Origin of the sequence: Cupriavidus gilardii, assembly GCF_008801915.1 — a bacterium.
Classification (GTDB): Bacteria; Pseudomonadota; Gammaproteobacteria; order Burkholderiales; family Burkholderiaceae; genus Cupriavidus; species Cupriavidus gilardii.
This window is the reverse complement of sequence record NZ_VZOV01000003.1, coordinates 260,308-277,209: the sequence shown is the minus strand read 5'-3', so window position 1 is coordinate 277,209 and position 16,902 is coordinate 260,308. Positions and strand designations below refer to the sequence as shown.

General features: G+C 69.3%; 12 protein-coding genes. 8 read left to right on the top strand and 4 right to left on the bottom strand.

Features of this window, described 5'->3' with window-relative positions:
* Positions 1-64: 64 nt before the first annotated feature.
* Positions 65-688: a glycerol-3-phosphate 1-O-acyltransferase PlsY gene (gene plsY, locus F7Q96_RS06865; protein ID WP_053822330.1), complete on the top strand. Its 624-nt coding sequence runs from the start codon at positions 65-67 to the stop codon at positions 686-688.
* A 79-nt stretch (positions 689-767) separates the two neighbouring features.
* On the opposite strand, the gene F7Q96_RS06860 is transcribed toward plsY, so the two are convergent.
* Positions 768-2,045 (bottom strand): ATP-binding protein, encoded by a 1,278-nt coding sequence (locus F7Q96_RS06860; protein ID WP_053822331.1) that lies wholly within the window; start codon positions 2,043-2,045, stop codon positions 768-770.
* Complete coding sequence (locus F7Q96_RS06855) at positions 2,042-2,782, bottom strand: response regulator (protein ID WP_053822332.1); 741 nt, start codon at positions 2,780-2,782, stop codon at positions 2,042-2,044. Before F7Q96_RS06855 ends, F7Q96_RS06860 begins: the two co-directional genes overlap by 4 nt.
* Positions 2,783-3,065: 283 nt before the next feature.
* On the opposite strand from F7Q96_RS06855, the gene F7Q96_RS06850 reads away from it, so the two are divergent.
* Genes F7Q96_RS06850 through F7Q96_RS06835 form a run of 4 tightly spaced genes read left to right on the top strand, consistent with a single transcriptional unit; the run spans position 3,066 to position 12,625 of the window.
* Entirely contained in the window at positions 3,066-4,628 is a 1,563-nt protein-coding gene (locus tag F7Q96_RS06850) for an MdtA/MuxA family multidrug efflux RND transporter periplasmic adaptor subunit (RefSeq protein ID WP_249041652.1), read from the top strand.
* A gap of 31 nt (positions 4,629-4,659) precedes the next feature.
* The gene (locus F7Q96_RS06845; RefSeq protein WP_053822333.1) at positions 4,660-7,818 is read left to right on the top strand and encodes an MdtB/MuxB family multidrug efflux RND transporter permease subunit; all 3,159 of its coding nucleotides are present in this window, start codon (positions 4,660-4,662) and stop codon (positions 7,816-7,818) included.
* Positions 7,815-11,156, top strand: a complete 3,342-nt coding sequence (locus F7Q96_RS06840) for an efflux RND transporter permease subunit (protein WP_151022287.1) — start codon at positions 7,815-7,817, stop codon at positions 11,154-11,156. Before F7Q96_RS06845 ends, F7Q96_RS06840 begins: the two co-directional genes overlap by 4 nt.
* A 2-nt stretch (positions 11,157-11,158) precedes the next feature.
* The gene (locus tag F7Q96_RS06835; RefSeq protein ID WP_053822334.1) at positions 11,159-12,625 is read left to right on the top strand and encodes an efflux transporter outer membrane subunit; all 1,467 of its coding nucleotides are present in this window, start codon (positions 11,159-11,161) and stop codon (positions 12,623-12,625) included.
* A gap of 36 nt (positions 12,626-12,661) precedes the next feature.
* Here the strand turns inward: F7Q96_RS06835 and F7Q96_RS06830 are convergent, their stop codons facing one another.
* Positions 12,662-13,576 carry a LysR family transcriptional regulator gene (locus F7Q96_RS06830; protein ID WP_053822335.1) on the bottom strand — a complete coding sequence of 305 codons (915 nt, stop codon included), beginning with the start codon at positions 13,574-13,576 and terminating at the stop codon, positions 12,662-12,664.
* Between the two features lie 149 nt (positions 13,577-13,725).
* On the opposite strand from F7Q96_RS06830, the gene F7Q96_RS06825 reads away from it, so the two are divergent.
* Positions 13,726-14,178 carry a PACE efflux transporter gene (locus F7Q96_RS06825; protein ID WP_053822336.1) on the top strand — a complete coding sequence of 151 codons (453 nt, stop codon included), beginning with the start codon at positions 13,726-13,728 and terminating at the stop codon, positions 14,176-14,178.
* Positions 14,179-14,335: 157 nt separating this feature from the next.
* On the opposite strand, the gene F7Q96_RS06820 is transcribed toward F7Q96_RS06825, so the two are convergent.
* Positions 14,336-14,548: a glycine zipper 2TM domain-containing protein gene (locus F7Q96_RS06820; RefSeq protein WP_006579879.1), complete on the bottom strand. Its 213-nt coding sequence runs from the start codon at positions 14,546-14,548 to the stop codon at positions 14,336-14,338.
* A 192-nt stretch (positions 14,549-14,740) separates the two neighbouring features.
* Here F7Q96_RS06820 and F7Q96_RS06815 point away from each other — a divergent pair, with 192 nt between their 5' ends.
* Positions 14,741-15,385: a hypothetical protein gene (locus tag F7Q96_RS06815; protein WP_151022285.1), complete on the top strand. Its 645-nt coding sequence runs from the start codon at positions 14,741-14,743 to the stop codon at positions 15,383-15,385.
* Positions 15,386-15,615: 230 nt separating this feature from the next.
* Positions 15,616-16,878: a flavin-dependent oxidoreductase gene (locus F7Q96_RS06810; protein WP_053822338.1), complete on the top strand. Its 1,263-nt coding sequence runs from the start codon at positions 15,616-15,618 to the stop codon at positions 16,876-16,878.
* Positions 16,879-16,902: the final 24 nt, after the last annotated feature.

Here is a 16,902-nt window from a genome sequence, read left to right as displayed (position 1 = left end):
GCGCCAGTTTTTTGCGACCGTTCCGGTTCTCCCCGCCTTTCCGCTGCTTTTTCGAACCCCGCCCATGGCCAATCTCGCCAATCTCGTCTTTGCCCTGCTCGCCTATCTGATCGGTTCGATCTCCTTCGCTGTCGTGGTCAGCAAGACGATGGGGCTGCCCGACCCGCATTCCTACGGCTCCGGCAATCCGGGCGCGACCAACGTGCTGCGCACCGGCAACAAGAAGGCGGCGCTGCTGACGCTGCTGGGCGACGGGCTCAAGGGCTGGCTGGCGGTCTGGCTGGCGCAGCGCTTCGGTCCCGACTACGGCGTCGACCAGACCGGCATCGCGCTGGTCGCGGTGGCGGTGTTCCTCGGCCACCTGTTCCCGGTGTTCCACCGCTTCGCGGGCGGCAAGGGCGTCGCGACCGCGGCCGGCATCCTGTTCGCGATCCACCCTTGGCTGGGCCTGGGCACGCTGGCGACCTGGCTGATCATCGCCTTCTTCTTCCGCTACTCGTCGCTGGCCGCGCTGGTGTCGGCGATCTTCGCGCCCTTCTTCTACGTGCTGATGTTCGGGATCGACGTGATGGCCGCGGCGATCGTCGCCATCAGCGCGCTGCTGATCCTGCGCCATCGCCAGAACATCGCCAAGCTGCTGTCGGGGCAGGAGAGCCGCATCGGCGAAAAGAAAAAGCCGCAGCAGTAAGCTGCGGCTTCGTGGCCGGCAGGCGCTTGACGTCCCTCCTTGACGTCCCTCCTTGACGTCCCTCCTTGACGTCCCTGTCTTACGCCGCCTTGGCCAGCTGCGCGAACGGGAACACCATCTCGACGCGCAGGCCGCCCTCGGGCCGGTTGCCCAGCGTCAGCCGGCCGCCGGACTGGCGCACCAGCCGGTCGACGATCGCCAGCCCCAGACCCGAATGCGCATTGCCGCCGCGGGCCGGGTCCAGCCGCACGAACGGCAGCGTGACCTTGTCGAAGGCGTCCTCCGGAATGCCGCTGCCCGCGTCCTCGACCACCAGCTGCCAGCCGTCCGCCACGCGCGCGGTGCGGATGCTGACCGGCGGCGCGCCGTAGTGGTAGGCGTTGTCGACCAGGTTGCCGACGATCCGATCGAGCTGCGTGGCGATCATGCGGAAGCCCTCGCCGGCCTCCAGAGACAGGTCGACCGGCCGCTCCTGCTCGGCGAGCGAGGCCGCCAGTTCCGCCATGCGGCGATCGACCGGCACCGGGCGCGCGGTCGGCTCGGCGCTCTGCGCAAAGGCAAGGAACTGCTCGACGATCGCCGACATCGACTCCACGTCGCGCGTCACGCCCGCCGCCGCCTTTGGATCGGCCAGCATCTCGGCGCGCAGCCGCAGCCGCGCCAGCGGCGTCTTCAGGTCGTGCGCGATGCCGGCCAGCATCGTGTTGCGCTCCTGATCGATGCGCGCCAGGTCCGCCACCATCTTGTTGAAGCGCTCGATCAGCTGGCGCAGCTCCAGCGGGCCGCGCTCGCGCAGCGGCGTCACCGGCTGCTGGCGCGACAGCTGCCCGGCGGCATTGGCCATCTCGCGCACCGGCCGCTGGATCTGCCAGGCGACCAGCAGCGCGAACACGATCGCCACGCTGACCACCAGCATCGCGCCGGGGATCAAGCGGTTGTCCAGCGGCGGGTTATGGACCCACAGGATCGGCATCGCGATCCAGTCCTGGCGCGTCGGCAGCTTGATCCAGATGCGCGGCGTGTCCTCGTCCTCGATGCGCACCTGGGTGCCGGGCGGCAGCCGGCCGGAGAAACGTTCGACCAGCCGGCGCGAGCGGTCGGTCGGCGCGCGCGCATGTTCCTCGGCACTCGCCTCGCCGGCGACCTCGACCAGGCTCGGCAGCTTCGCCGGCGGCCTGGCGTCGAGCGCGCGCTGGATGCTGTCGAGCTGGAACAGCATCTGCTCGACCGAATATTCCATCCGCTGCTCGCGCCGGTCCATGCGCAGGATCGCCAGCCACGAGAAATGGCTGATCACCAGCACCGCTGCGATCAGCAGCGCCATGCGGCCGAACAACGTGTCGATGCGCAGCTTCATGAGGCGGCCTGGTCCGCGTGATCGGCCTCGTCGGGCACGAAGGTGTAGCCCCGCCCGCGCACCGTCTGGATATAGCGCGGCCGCTGCGCGTCCTCGTCGAGCAGCCGGCGCAGGCGCCAGATCTGCACGTCGATACCGCGGTCGCTGACGCCGCTGGCCGCGCCGTACATCAGTTCGACGATGCGCTCGCGCGACAGCACCTCAAGCGGATGCATCAGCAGCAGCTTCAGCAGCGCGAATTCGGTGTCGCTGATCGGCAGCGCCTGGCCGGACCGCACCAGCGTGCGCTGGCGGAAGTCGACCTTGAACGGGCCGAAGCTGACGCTGTCGCGGTCTTCGGGAGCCGCCGCCGGACGCGCCAGCTTGCGGCGCAGCACCGCGTTGATCCGGGCCAGCAGCTCGCGCGGCGAGAACGGCTTGCCGAGGTAATCGTCGGCGCCGATCTCGAGGCCGACGATGCGGTCGATCTCGTCGCTGCGCGCGGTCAGCAGGATCACCGGGATATCGTCGTTGCGCGCGCGCAGCTTGCGCAGCGCGGTCAGGCCGTCGACCTTTGGCATCATCAGATCGAGCACGATCAGCGCCGGACGCTCGCGCTCGAGGCGGGCCTGCAGGCCGTCGCCGTCGTGCAGCACGGAAACGGCGAAGCCTTGCTGGGTCAGGTATTCGCGCAGCAGGTCGCGCAAGTCGGGATCGTCGTCGACGACCAGGATCTGGGTGGGCTGATTGGATCGCATAGCCGGATGATAAACAGGCACGCCGGCCGGGCCGCCGCAATGTTGTTTCGGCAAGTTACACCGGGGGCGCTGGTAATTATCTGTAATAAAGCCCTTCCGTGCCGACATAGGTCTGCCCCGCCTCACGCCGTATCCTTGCGACGTCGCCGCAGGTGGGGCCCGCTCCGCATCCGGAGCCGGCCCTGACCGTTGCGGCATACTTCTGCGTCTTTCCATCGATCAGAAGGGCCGCGCACCGAGCGTGCGCAGGACCCCGCTTCAGGACCGCTTCAGGACCCAGTGCATGGCCAATCCCGACTCCAATCCGCCCGCCAAACCCACGACCCACGGCGAGGATCATCCGATCGATGCCTCCACCGAGGCGCCCGCCGGCCGGCCCGCTGAAGGGTCCGGCTCCGGCCCGCATCGCGGCCGCGACCCCGTCCGGCCTGCCGCCGGCTCGCCCCGGCGCGGCCGGCGCGGCGCCTGGATCGCCGGCCTGCTGGTGCTTCTGCTGGCCGGCGGCGGCTGGTACTGGTACAGCCAGCGCGGCGCGTCCGATGCCGGCCAGGCGGGCCAGCCAGGCCCCGGCGGCCGCATCCCCGGCGGACCGGGCGGCCCAGGGGGTCCCGGCCGCGGCATGAGCGGCCCGGCCGCGCCGGTGGTGGTCAGCCCGGTCGTGCAGCGCGATATGGACGTGGTGCTCAATGGCCTGGGCAACGTGACCCCGGTCGCCAACGTCACGGTGCGCGCGCAGGTCTCCGGCCCGCTGCTGCGCGTGCTGTTCAAGGAGGGCCAGATGGTCAAGGCCGGCGACCTGCTGGCCGAGATCGACCCACGTCCGTTCCAGGCCGCGCTCGACCAGGCGCTGGGCCAGCTGGCGCGCGACCAGGCGCTGCTGCAGAACGCGCGCATCGACCAGCAGCGCTATCGCACGCTGCTGGCGCAGGATTCGATCGCCAAGCAGCAGGTCGACACGCAGGACGCGCTGGTGCGCCAGTACGAGGGCGTGGTCAAGACCGACCAGGCCAACGTCGACAACGCGCGCCTGCAGCTGGGCTACACCCGCATCAAGGCGCCGACCTCGGGCCGCATCGGCCTGCGCCAGGTCGACCCGGGCAATATCGTCAGCACCTCGGATGCCAACGGCATCGCGCTGATCACGCAGATCCAGCCGATCGCCGTGCTGTTCTCGATCCCGGAGGACAACCTGCCCAGTGTGCTCAGGCAGCTGAACGCCGGCCAGACGCTGCCGGTGCAGGCCTGGGACCGCCAGGCGCGCAACAAGCTGGCCGACGGCACGCTGCTGACCACCGACAACCAGATCGATACCACCACCGGCACCGTGCGGCTCAAGGCCGTGTTCCGCAATGACGACGGCATGCTGTTCCCGAACCAGTTCGTCAATGTGCGGATGCGCGTCGATACGCTGGCCGGCGCCACCGTGGTGCCGGTCGCGGCGATCCAGCGCGGCCAGCAGGGCACCTTCGTCTACGTGGTCGACCAGCAGAACAAGGTCAAGGTGCAGACCGTCGCGCTGGGACCGAGCGACGGCGAGCAGACCGCCGTGCTGCGCGGCGTGCAGGCCGGCCAGCGCGTCGTGGTCGACGGCGCAGACCGGCTGCGCGAAGGCATGACGGTGCAGACCGTCGATCCGGCGGCGCGCGCCGCGGCGGTGGCTCCGGCCAGCGAGCCGCGCGCGCGTGGCCGCCGACTTCGTGCCGGGGGCGCTTCGGGCCCGGAGGCCGCCGGACCGCGCGGTCCGCGTCCGCAGGACGGCGCCAGCGCGCCGGCCGCCGGCGCCGCGCCATCCGCGAGCCCGTCCGCGGCCCCCGCCTCCGCCGCCGCGCCGGCACCGCGCCAATGAGCCCGCGCCGTAGCCGTACCGAGGACGCTGCATGAACCCGTCACGTCTATTCATCGAGCGGCCGGTCGCCACCGCGCTGCTGATGCTCGCGATCCTGCTGTCCGGGCTGGTCGCCTACCGGATGCTGCCGTTGTCGGCGCTGCCCGAGGTCGACTACCCGACCATCCAGGTCACCACGCTGTATCCGGGCGCCAGCCCCGACGTGATGACCTCGGCGGTGACCGCGCCGCTGGAGCGCCAGTTCGGCCAGATGCCCGGGCTCAAGCAGATGTCGTCGTCCTCGTCGGGCGGCGCGTCGGTGATCACGCTGCAGTTCGACCTGACGCTGCCGCTCGACGTCGCCGAGCAGGAGGTGCAGGCCGCCATCAACGCCGGCAGCAACCTGCTGCCGGGCGACCTGCCGATGCCGCCGGTCTACAGCAAGGTCAATCCCGCCGACGCGCCGATCCTGACGCTGGCGATGACGTCGGACACGCTGCCGCTGCCCAAGCTGCAGGACCTGGTCGATACGCGCGTGGCGCAGAAGATCTCGCAGATCCAGGGCGTGGGTCTGGTCACCATCAGCGGCGGCCAGCGCCCGGCCGTGCGCATCCAGGCCAATCCGGCCGCGCTGGCAGCGCTCGGCATGTCGATCGACGACCTGCGCACCGCGATCGGCGCGGCCAACGTCAACGGCGCCAAGGGCAGCTTCGACGGCCCGGCGCGCGCCTCGACGATCGACGCCAACGACCAGCTGCGCTCGGCCGACGAATACCGCCAGATCATCATCGGCTACCAGAACGGCGCGCCGATCCGCATCACCGACGTGGCCACCATCGTCGACGGCCCGGAAAACTCGCGGCTGGCCGCGTGGGCCAACGGCAAGCCGGCCATCGTCGTCAACATCCAGCGTCAGCCCGGCGCCAACGTGATCGCCGTGGTCGACCGCATCAAGACGATGCTGCCGCAGCTGCAGGCCTCGCTGCCGGCCTCGGTCAAGGCCGAGGTGCTGACCGACCGCACCACCACGATCCGCGCCTCGGTGCACGACGTCGAGATCGAACTGCTGCTGGCGATCGCGCTGGTGGTGATGGTGATCTTCCTGTTCCTGCGCAACGTGCCGGCGACGGTGATTCCCGGCGTGGCGGTGCCGCTGTCGCTGGTCGGCACGTTCGGCGTGATGTACCTGGCCGGCTTCTCGATCAACAACCTGACGCTGATGGCGCTGACCATCGCGACCGGCTTCGTCGTCGACGACGCCATCGTGATGATCGAAAACATCATGCGCTACATCGAGAAGGGCGAGTCGCCGATGGCGGCCGCGCTCAAGGGCTCGAAGCAGATCGGCTTCACCATCATCTCGCTGACGTTCTCGCTGGTGGCGGTGCTGATCCCGCTGCTGTTCATGGGCGATGTGGTCGGCCGGCTGTTCCGCGAGTTCGCGGTCACGCTGGCGGTGTCGATCCTGATCTCGGCGGTGGTCTCGCTGACGCTGACGCCGATGATGTGCGCACGGATGCTGCGCCACGTGCCCGAGGACCAGCTGCCGCGCTTTCACCGCGCCACCGGCGCCTTCTTCGACCGCGTGATCGAGCGCTACGGCCGCGCCCTGAACTGGGTGCTGGGCCGGCAGCGCGCGACGCTGCTGGTCGCGATCGGCACGCTGGCGCTGACCGTGGTGCTGTACCTGGCGATTCCGAAGGGCTTCTTCCCGGTGCAGGACACCGGCGTGATCCAGGGCGTCACCGAAGCCTCGCAGAGCATCTCGTTCCAGGCGATGTCGCAGAAGCAGCGCGCGGTGTCGGAAGTCGTGCTGAAGGATCCGGCGGTGCAGAGCGTGTCCGCCTTCATCGGCGTCGACGGCACCAACACCACGATGAACGCCGGCCGCATGCTGATCAACCTGAAGCCCAAGGGCGAGCGCGACGACATCGCGACGGTCGCCGAGCGGCTGCAGGCCGCGGTGGAAGAGATGGGCGGCGTCTCGCTGTACATGCAGCCGGTGCAGGACCTGACCATCGAGGACCGGGTCTCGCGCACGCAATACCAGTTCACGGTCGAAGACCCCGACCCGCAGACGCTGGCGACCTGGGTGCCGAAGCTGGTCGAGCGGCTGAAGGAGGAACCCGAATTCCGCGACGTCGCCACCGACCAGCAGAACAACGGCCTGCGCGTCTACGTCGACATCGACCGCGACGCGGCGGCCCGCTTCGGCATCACCACCGCGGTGATCGACAGCGCGCTGTACAGCGCCTACGGCCAGCGGCTGGTGTCGACGATCTTCACGCAGTCGAGCCAGTACCGCGTGGTGCTGGAGGCCATGCCGGAATTCCGCGACAACCCGCAGGCGGTGGCCGAGCTGCGGCTGCCCTCCTCGTCCGGCGGACAGGTGCCGCTGGGCGCCTTCGCCCGCATCAGCGAGCGCACCGGGCCGCTGGTGATCAACCACCAGGGCCAGTTCCCGGCTGCGACGATCTCGTTCAACCTGGCGCAGGGCGCGTCGCTGGGCCACGCCGTCGACAAGATCAAGCAGGTCGAGCAGGAGATCGGCCTGCCGATCTCGATGCAGACCACGTTCCAGGGCGCGGCGCTGGCGTTCAGCGCGTCGCTGTCGAACACGCTGTGGCTGATTTTGGCCGCGGTGGTCACGATGTACATCGTGCTCGGCGTGCTGTACGAGAGCACGATCCATCCGGTGACGATCCTGTCGACGCTGCCGTCGGCCGGCGTCGGCGCGCTGCTGGCGCTGCTGCTGGCCGGCCATGACCTGGGCATCATCGCGATCATCGGCATCATCCTGCTGATCGGCATCGTCAAGAAGAACGCGATCATGATGATCGACTTCGCGCTCGAGGCCGAGCGCGAACGCGGCATGGCGCCGCGCGACGCGATCTTCGAGGCCTGCCTGCTGCGCTTCCGGCCGATCCTGATGACGACGATGGCGGCGCTGCTGGCCGCGCTGCCGATGATGCTGGGCACCGGCATCGGTTCGGAGCTGCGCCGGCCGCTGGGCATCACGATGGTCGGCGGGCTGCTGGTCAGCCAGGTGCTGACGCTGTTCACCACGCCGGTGATCTACCTGGCGTTCGACCGGGTCGCCGGCCGGCTCAAGGGCTGGCGGCGCCGCCGCTTCGGCGATCCGGACGCCGATCGGGACGCGGACTTCGGCCCCGGCGGCACGCCGGGTACCGAGCCGCCGAGGGCGCCATGAACCTGTCGGCCATCTTCATCCACCGGCCGGTCGCGACCGCGCTGCTGACGCTGGGCATCCTGCTGGCGGGGCTGGCCGCGCTGCGGATGCTGCCGGTGTCGCCGCTGCCGCAGGTCGACTATCCGACCATCTCGGTGTCGGCGTCGCTCCCGGGCGCGAGCCCGGAGACCATGGCCGCCACCGTGGCGACGCCGCTGGAGCGCGCGCTCGGCTCGATCGCCGGCGTCAACGAGATCACCTCGAGCAGCTCGCTGGGCTCCACGCGGATCGTGCTGCAGTTCGACCTGTCGCGCGACATCGACGGCGCCGCGCGCGACGTGCAGGCGGCGATCAACGCCTCGCGCGCGACGCTGCCGAGCAGCCTGCCGGGCAATCCGACCTACCGCAAGGTCAATCCGTCGGACGCGCCGATCATGATCATCGCGCTGACCTCGCCGACGATGACGCGCGGCCAGCTGTACGACGCCGCCTCGACCATCCTCGCGCAGAAGCTGTCGCAGATCGAGGGCGTCGGCCAGGTGACGATCGGCGGCGCCTCGCTGCCGGCGGTGCGGGTCTCGCTCAATCCCACCGCGCTGAACAAGTACGGCATCGCGCTGTCCGACGTGCGCAACGCGATCAGCGCGACCAATGCGAACCGGCCGCTGGGCGTGGTCGAGAACGACAGCAAGGCCTGGCAGATCTATGCCAACGACCAGGCGATGAAGGCGGAAGACTACATGCCGCTGATCATCCGCTATGCGACGCCGGGCAGCTATTCGACCACCACCGCCGGCGCGCTGATCGCCAGCACGTCGAGCGCGACCTCGGGCGGCACGGTGCGCACCACCACCGTCAACGGCGTGACCACGACCACGGTGACCGCGGGCGGCACGACGACCACCACGGTCAACAACGCGGCCGGCAGCAATGCGGCAACCAGAGGCCCCAATTCCTTCGCGGTGCCGGTGCGGCTGTCCGATGTCGCCACCGTGACCGATTCGGTGCAGGACGTGCGCAACGCCGGCTCGGCCAACGGCGAGCCCTCGGTGCTGCTGGTGCTGAACCGCTCGCCCGGCGCCAACATCATCGAGACCGTCGATCGCGTCAATGAGATGCTGCCGACGCTGCGCCAGATGATCCCGGCCGCGATCTCGATGGACGTGATGATGGACCGCACGCCGACCATCCGCGCGTCGCTGCGCGAGGTCGAGCACACGCTGATCATCTCTGTCGCGCTGGTGATCATGGTGGTGTTCCTGTTCCTGCGCAACGTGCGCGCCACGCTGATCCCCAGCGTCGCGGTGCCGGTGTCGCTGATCGGCACCTTCACCGTGATGTACCTGGCCGGCTTCTCGCTGAACAACCTGTCGCTGATGGCGCTGACGATCGCCACCGGCTTCGTCGTCGACGATGCGATCGTCGTGCTGGAGAACATCTCGCGCCATCTGGAGGCCGGCATGCGGCCGGTGCAGGCGGCGCTGCGCGGCGCGCGCGAGGTGGGCTTTACCGTGATCTCGATGAGCCTGTCGCTGATCGCGGTGTTCATTCCGCTGCTGCTGATGGGCGGCATCATCGGCCGGCTGTTCCAGGAGTTCGCGATCACGCTGTCGGTGGCGATCCTGGTGTCGCTGGTGGTCTCGCTGACGACCACGCCGATGATGTGCGCGCGGCTGCTGCGCGAGCCGCGGCACCAGCGCCCGCCCGGCCGCTGGTATCGCGCCAGCGAGCGCGTGTTCGGCTGGATCAACGAGCGCTATGCGCGCTCGCTGTCGGTCGCGCTGCGGCACAGCCGGCTGGTCTGGCTGATCCTGCTGGTGACGATCGGCCTGAACGTCTGGCTCTACGTGATCGTGCCGAAGGGCTTCTTCCCGCAGCAGGACACCGGCCGGCTGATCGGCTTCATCCGCGCGGACCAGGCCACCTCGTTCCAGGCGATGCGCCAGAAGCTCGACAGCTTCATCCGCATCGTGCAGTCCGACCCCGCGGTGGTCAACGTGACGGGCTTTACCGGCGGCTCGCAGCGCAATACCGGGCAGATGTTCGTCACGCTCAAGCCGCTGTCGGAACGCACCGAGACCGCCAACGAGGTGATCGCGCGGCTGCGCGGCAAGCTGGCCAAGGAGCCCGGCGCGAGCCTGTTCCTGGTGCCGGTGCAGGACATCCGCATCGGCGGCCGGCAGAGCAGTTCGCAATACCAGTTCACGCTGCGCTCGGACGACCTCGAGGTGCTGCGCGCGTGGGAGCCCAAGGTCCGCAATGCGCTGTCGAACCTGAAGGAGCTCGAGGACATCGACACCGACACCAACGACAAGGGCCTGCAGACCTCGGTGATCGTCGATCGCGATACCGCGTCGCGGCTCGGCGTCACGATGCAGCAGGTCGATTCGCTGTTGAACGACGCCTTCGGCCAGCGGCTGGTGTCGACGATCTACCATCCGCTGAACCAGTATCGCGTGGTGATGGAGCTGAGCCAGGAGTACCTGCAGGGGCCGAACGCGCTGAAGGACATCTATGTGGTCACCGGCGCCGGCAATCGGGTGCCGCTGTCCGCGTTCGCGCGCGTGGTGCCGACCAATACGCCGCTCGGGGTCAACCACCAGGGCCAGTTCGCCGCGTCGACGATCTCGTTCAACCTGGCCGAGGGCGTGTCGCTGTCGCAGGCCACCGAGCGCATCCAGCATGAAATGGCGCGGATCGGCGCGCCCGAATCGCTGCAGGCCAATTTCGCCGGCACCGCCAGCGCCTTCCAGGAGTCGCTGCGCAGCCAGCCGATCCTGATCCTGGCGGCGCTGATCACGATCTACATCGTGCTGGGCGTGCTGTACGAAAGCTATGTGCACCCGCTGACGATCCTGTCGACGCTGCCGTCGGCCGGCGTCGGCGCGCTGCTGGCACTGCTGGCCTCGGGCACCGAGTTCAGCGTGATCGCGCTGATCGGCGTGATCCTGCTGATCGGCATCGTCAAGAAGAACGCGATCATGATGATCGACTTCGCGATCGATGCCGAACGGCGCGAAGGGCTGACGCCGCGCGAGGCGATCTATCAGGCCTGCCTGCTGCGCTTCCGCCCGATCATGATGACGACGATGGCGGCGCTGCTCGGCGCGGTGCCGCTGGCGCTCGGCCGCGGCGACGGCGCGGAGCTGCGCGCGCCGCTCGGCATCTCGATCGTCGGCGGCCTGCTGGTCAGCCAGCTGCTGACCCTGTACACCACGCCGGTGGTCTACCTGACGCTGGACCGCTGGCGCCTGAAGTGGCAGGCGTGGCGCAACCGCCGACAGGCCCACCGCAACAGCCGTGGCAACGGCGGCGGCGGCGCGCCGTCCGCGCCCACGCCTGCCGGACTCGATTCGTGACGATGACCCAGAAAGCGATGACCCGCCCCTCCTCCCTGCCCCGCTGCGTCGTGATGGCCTGCGCGCTGCTGCTTGGCGCCTGCGCGGTCGGTCCCGACTACCAGCGGCCCGAAGCGCCGGTAACGCCCGCCTTCAAGGAAGCGCCGGCCGAATGGGGCCAATGGAAGCCCGCCGAGCCGGCCGACGCGAGCCAGCGCGGCGACTGGTGGACCGTGTTCGGCGATCCGCAGCTCGACGCGCTGATGGCGCGCGTGAAGATCTCCAACCAGACCATCGCCGCCGCCGAGGCCCAGTACCGGCAAGCCACCGCGATCCTGCGCGCGGCGCGCGCCGGCTACTTCCCGGTGGTCGGCGCCCAGGCCAGCGTGGACCGCTCGCGCAGCGGCAACGGCAACATCAGCAGCGGACAGACCGCGACGCTGTCGGCCAGCTGGGAGCTGGACCTGTGGGGCCGGGTGCGGCGCCAGGTCGAAAGCAGCGAAGCGAGCGCACAGGCGAGCGAGGCGGACCTTGCCTCGACGCTGCTGTCGACGCAGGCCACGCTGGCGCAGACCTATTTCCTGCTGCGCGTCGCCGATGCGCAGCAGGCGCTGCTGCAGCGGACCGTCGCCGATTACGAAAAATCGCTGCAGTTGGTGCGCAACCAGTACCAGGCCGGCATCGCGCAGCGCTCGGACGTGCTGCAGTCCGAGACGCAGCTCAAGAGCGCGCAGGCGCAGCTGATCGACATCCAGATCGAACGCGCGCAGTACGAGCATGCGATCGCGGTGCTGACCGGGCAGCCGCCGGCCGCGTTCTCGCTGGCACCGATCGACTTTGCCGAGACGGTGCCGCGTGTGCCGGTGGCCGTGCCGTCGCAGTTGCTGGAGCGCCGCCCCGACATCAGCGCGGCGGAGCGCCGCGTCGCCGCCGCCAACGCGCAGATCGGCGTGGCGCAGGCCGCGTATTACCCGACGCTGAGCCTGTCGGCCGCGGGCGGCTTCACGTCGAGCTCGCTCGAGCGCTGGCTGTCGCTGCCGAACCGGATCTGGTCGATCGGGCCGGAACTGGCGCTGACGCTGTTCGACGGCGGCGCGCGCAGCGCGGCCAAGGAACAGGCCATCGCGGTCTACGACCAGACCGTGGCCAGCTATCGGCAGACGGTGCTGACGGCCTTCCAGGAGGTCGAGGACAACCTGGCCGCGGCGCGCCTGCTCGAGCAGGAAGCGGTGGTACAGAACGAGGCGCTGCGCTCGGCGCGCGAGGCGCTGTCGCTGGTCAACAACCGCTATCGCGCAGGCACCGCGGGCCTGCTCGACGTGCTGACGGCGCAGACCGCGGCCTATACCGCCGAGCGCACCGCGCTGTCGATCGCCGGCCGGCAGCTCAGTGCCAGCGTGGTGTTGATCAAGGCGCTGGGCGGGGGATGGCAGGGCCCCGGGACGGCGGTGGCGACGGGATCCGAGGCAGGAGCTGCGGTGTCGCGCTAGGCGCCGCGGCGGTGGTCTGCCGCCGCCCTCGCCGAATCAACCGCTGCTGCGCCGCCGCGGCGCCGGCTGCGGCAGCGGCTGGTGGCTGACCCGCTCCTGCAGCCAGGCGCCCGCCTTGCCGAGCGGGCGCTGCTTGTGCCAGACCAGCTCCATCGCCACCGGCCAGTCCTGGTCGTCGAAGTCCAGCTCCGGTGAAACCAGCTGCGCGGCGGCCGGCGAGTTGGCGGCGACGTGCCACGGCACGAAGGCCCAGCCCAGTTCGCGCTTGACCAGCTCGACGATGACCCAGTGGCTCTCGACCCACCAGACCTCGGCCGCCACGCGCAGGCGCATCTTTTCTTCGCTGTCGCTGCGCACCGCCACCATCAGCTGCCGATGGCGCTTGAGCTCTTCCCAGCCGACCCGCTGCTGCGCCGCCAGCGGGTGATCGGGCGCGCAGATGATCTGCATCGGCACCCAGCCCAGCCCGCGGAAGGCCAGCGCGGGCGGCAACACCTCCTGCCGCCACATCAGGCCGAGGTCGGCGCCGCCCTCCAGCACCAGCCGGCTGACGTCCTCCATCACCGGAAACAGCAGCTCGAGCTCGACCGCGGGAAACCGGTGGGAAAACTCCTCCAGCAGCACGCCCAGCGTCTCTTCGGGATACAGCTCGTCGACGGCCAGCACCAGCCGGCTTTCGACGCCCTCGCCCAGGCTCTTGGCGACGCCGCGGAAATGCTCGCAGCGCTCCAGGATCACGCGAGCCTCGACCAGCAGGCGCTCGCCCGCCGGCGTCAGCGTGGGATAGCGTCCGCCGCGGTCGAACAGCGCGTTGTCCAGATCGATCTCGAGATTGGAGACGGCGGTGCTGACCACCGACTGGGCCTTGCCGAGGCGGCGCGCCGCGGCGGAGAACGAGCCGGTCTCGGCCGCGGCGACGAAGGCTTGCAGTTGTTCGAGGGACAGGCTCATGGGAGTACTGGCGCTGGGCGCATGCGATCGGGGTCAGGGCCCCATGGTGCCACACTGCCGCGATCCATCGGAATATCCGATACTTCCCAACTTGTATCTACTTGTCCTTCCGATAGACTGAGCGCCATTGTCATCGATGGAGCGACACAATGCGCGGTACGCTGGACCGAATCCGTCACACGGTTGGCTTCGAACTGATCGGCCTGCTGATCTTCGCGCCGCTGGGCAGCTGGGTGTTCGGCTACGCCCTGCACCAGATGGGCGTGATCGCCGCGGTCGCCTCGCTGATCGCCGCGGTCTGGAACTACGTCTACAACCTGATGTTCGACAAGGCCATGGTCCGGCTGACCGGCTCGGTGCGCAAGTCGCCGGCGGTGCGCGTCGGCCATGCGCTGCTGTTCGAGCTGGGCCTGCTGATCGTGTTCCTGCCGTCGGTGGCGTGGTACCTGAAGATCAGCCTGCTCGATGCGCTGCTGATGGACCTGGCGGTGGCCGGCTTCTACGTGGTCTATGCCTTCGTCTACAACTGGGCCTACGACATCGTGTTTCCGGTGCCGGGCCGCTCGGTCGCCGCCGAGGCGTCCGGCAGCGAGCCAGCCTGACCGGCGCCGCGCCAGAGCACGTCAACACCGACGCAACGAGAGGCATCAAACGACGACGCCCCGGCCATTGGCCGGGGCGTCCTGCCTTGGTGCCGCCTGACTGCTGCTACGCTGACTGCTGCGACGCTGACTGCTACGGCCCTGACTTCTGCGCCCCTTACTTCTTTTTGTCGTCGGTCAGCACGTTGCCGACCACACCGCCCAGCGCGGCGCCGCCCAGCGTGGCGCCCGGTCCGCCGATCAAGGTCGCGCCCGCGACCCCGCCCACGCCCGCGCCGATGGCGGTGTTGCGCTGCTTGGCGGTCATGTCGGCGCAGCCCGCGGTGGCGAGCAGCGTGGCCAGCGCGAACGACAGGGTAAGGGTACGCATCGAAAGCTCCTTGTACGGGCGAGAGGTAGTCCGATTGTGCAGGCGATCGCGCACGGCCGGCAGACGGCGACCACCTATGCCGGTGTCAGATAAATCCGACATCGGTGGGCGCACCATGCTCGTCGGCACGCATCTTCGCGACACCTTGTCATTGGTGCGCGTTAGACTTCGGGCGCCATTGCGAGCCAACCCATGCTGCCGATTTCCGCCCGCCTCTCCTGCCTGCCCCGCGCCTTCGCGGCAACGCTGCTGCTCTGTCTGACCCCGTACGCATGGGCGGCGCGGCCGCTCGTCACCGACGATGCGCGCATCGTCGACCCGCAATCGTGCCAGCTCGAATCGTGGCTGCGCTTCAATCGCGACGGGACCGAACGGTGGGCGCTGCCGGGCTGCAACTTCACCGGCAACTTCGAATGGACGTTCGGCGGTTCGGTGCAGCGATACGGCGACGGACCAGGCAACGCGATCACCGATCTGCAATTGCAGGGCAAGACGGTGCTCAAGCCGGTCGAGACCAACGGCTACGGCGTCGCGCTGACGGTGGGCATGACGGAATACCCGAAGGCGGAGCGGCGCAGGACGCCGGGCGGGCTCTACCTGAATCTGCCGCTGACGGTGTCGATGCGCGACGACCGCCTGCTGCTGCATGCGAACGTCGGCGCCACGCACGACCGCGCCGAACGGCAGACCCGCATGACCTGGGGCGTGGCCGGCGAGGCGGCGATCAGCCAGCGCTGGGCCATGATCGCCGAGAGCTTCGGCGAGAGCGGGACCGCCCATGGATCCAGCTCGGCGCACGGGTGTGGATCGTGCCGCAACGCGTGCAGGTCGACATGACCTGGGGCACCCAGCTGAACCAGCCGCGCGAGACGCGTTTCGTGTCGGTCGGGTTGCGGCTGCTGTCGCCGAGTTGGGGGAAATAAGCCCGCAGGCACTCGTGCCGACCCGCGCTTGCGCAGTCCGGCGATTTAGTTATACTCCATAACAATTCGTCGAACGAACGTCGAACGGACGTCAAGACAAGGAGCGGACCGCCCATCGCGGGCAGGTCCGCCACAGGAGACACCATGCGCATCGCCATCGCAGGCGGCGGCATCGGCGGGCTGACGCTCGCGCTGCTGTGCCATCGCCACGGCATCGACGCCGAAGTCTGGGAAGCCAGCGAATCCCTGAAGCCGCTCGGCGTCGGCATCAACCTGCTGCCCCATGCGGTCCGCGAACTCGCCGAACTCGGCCTGCAGCCGGCGCTCGCGCAGATCGCGATCGAAACGAGTTCGCTGTCCTACTACAACAAGTTCGGCCAACGGATCTGGCATGAGCCGCGCGGGCTTGCCGCCGGCTATCCCTATCCGCAGTTCTCGGTCCACCGCGGCGAGCTGCAGATGCTGCTGTATCGGACCGCGGTCGAGCGGCTGGGCGCCGATCGCGTCCATACCGGCCACGCCTTCGAGGCGGTGCACGACACCGGCGCGCGGCCCGGGTCGCCGGTGCAATTCACGCTGCGGCGGCGCGCGGACGGCGCGCAGGTGCCGGCCAGCGCCGATGTGCTGGTCGGCGCCGACGGCATCCATTCGGCGGTCCGGCGGCAGTTCTATCCCAGCGGCGACGACCCGCGTTTTTCGCGGCGAATGCTGTGGCGCGCGGTCACCGAGGCGCCGCCCTATCTGGACGGCCGCTCGATGTTCATGGCCGGCCATCAGGACCAGAAGTTCGTCGCCTATCCGATCTCCGAGCCGCTGCGCCGGCAGGGCCGCTCGCTGATCAACTGGATCGCCGAGCTGCGCGTGCCGGACGACGCGTCGGACACGCCGCCGCGCAGCGACTGGAACCGGCAGGTCGACAAGTCGGTGTTCCGCGAGGCCTTCGCCGGCTGGCGCTGGGACTGGATCGACATTCCGTCGCTGATCGACGGCGCCGCGGCGATCTACGAATTCCCGATGGTCGACAAGGATCCGCTGCCGCGCTGGACCTTCGATCGCGTCACGCTGCTCGGCGACGCCGCGCACCCGATGTACCCGATCGGCTCGAACGGCAGCGCACAGGCGATCGTCGATGCCCGCCATCTGGTCGACTGCCTGCTCGGCACGCCCGATACCGGCTACGCGCTGCGCGAATACGAGGCGGAACGGCTGCCGCGCACCGCCGGCATCGTGCTGCGCAACCGGCTCAACGGCCCCGAGCAGGTCATGCAGCTGGCCGAGTTGCGCGCGCCGCAGGGCTTCACCGATATCGAGCAGGTGATTCCACACGCCGAGCTGGAGGCGATCGCATTGCGCTACAAGCAGCTGGCCGGATTCGACCGGCAGTCCGTGCAGGGCGGCACACGCTGACCGCCCGCACCATCATAAGAAAGG

Coding starts and splice junctions, on each gene's coding strand:
- F7Q96_RS06850 (WP_249041652.1), top strand. CDS start 3,066: ATGGCCAATCCCGACTCCAATCCGCCCGCCAAACCCACGACCCACGGC.
- F7Q96_RS06820 (WP_006579879.1), bottom strand. CDS start 14,548: ATGCGTACCCTTACCCTGTCGTTCGCGCTGGCCACGCTGCTCGCCACC.
- F7Q96_RS06855 (WP_053822332.1), bottom strand. CDS start 2,782: ATGCGATCCAATCAGCCCACCCAGATCCTGGTCGTCGACGACGATCCC.
- F7Q96_RS06840 (WP_151022287.1), top strand. CDS start 7,815: ATGAACCTGTCGGCCATCTTCATCCACCGGCCGGTCGCGACCGCGCTG.
- F7Q96_RS06815 (WP_151022285.1), top strand. CDS start 14,741: ATGCTGCCGATTTCCGCCCGCCTCTCCTGCCTGCCCCGCGCCTTCGCG.
- F7Q96_RS06845 (WP_053822333.1), top strand. CDS start 4,660: ATGAACCCGTCACGTCTATTCATCGAGCGGCCGGTCGCCACCGCGCTG.
- F7Q96_RS06825 (WP_053822336.1), top strand. CDS start 13,726: ATGCGCGGTACGCTGGACCGAATCCGTCACACGGTTGGCTTCGAACTG.
- F7Q96_RS06860 (WP_053822331.1), bottom strand. CDS start 2,045: ATGAAGCTGCGCATCGACACGTTGTTCGGCCGCATGGCGCTGCTGATC.
- F7Q96_RS06835 (WP_053822334.1), top strand. CDS start 11,159: ATGACCCAGAAAGCGATGACCCGCCCCTCCTCCCTGCCCCGCTGCGTC.
- F7Q96_RS06810 (WP_053822338.1), top strand. CDS start 15,616: ATGCGCATCGCCATCGCAGGCGGCGGCATCGGCGGGCTGACGCTCGCG.
- F7Q96_RS06830 (WP_053822335.1), bottom strand. CDS start 13,576: ATGAGCCTGTCCCTCGAACAACTGCAAGCCTTCGTCGCCGCGGCCGAG.
- plsY (WP_053822330.1), top strand. CDS start 65: ATGGCCAATCTCGCCAATCTCGTCTTTGCCCTGCTCGCCTATCTGATC.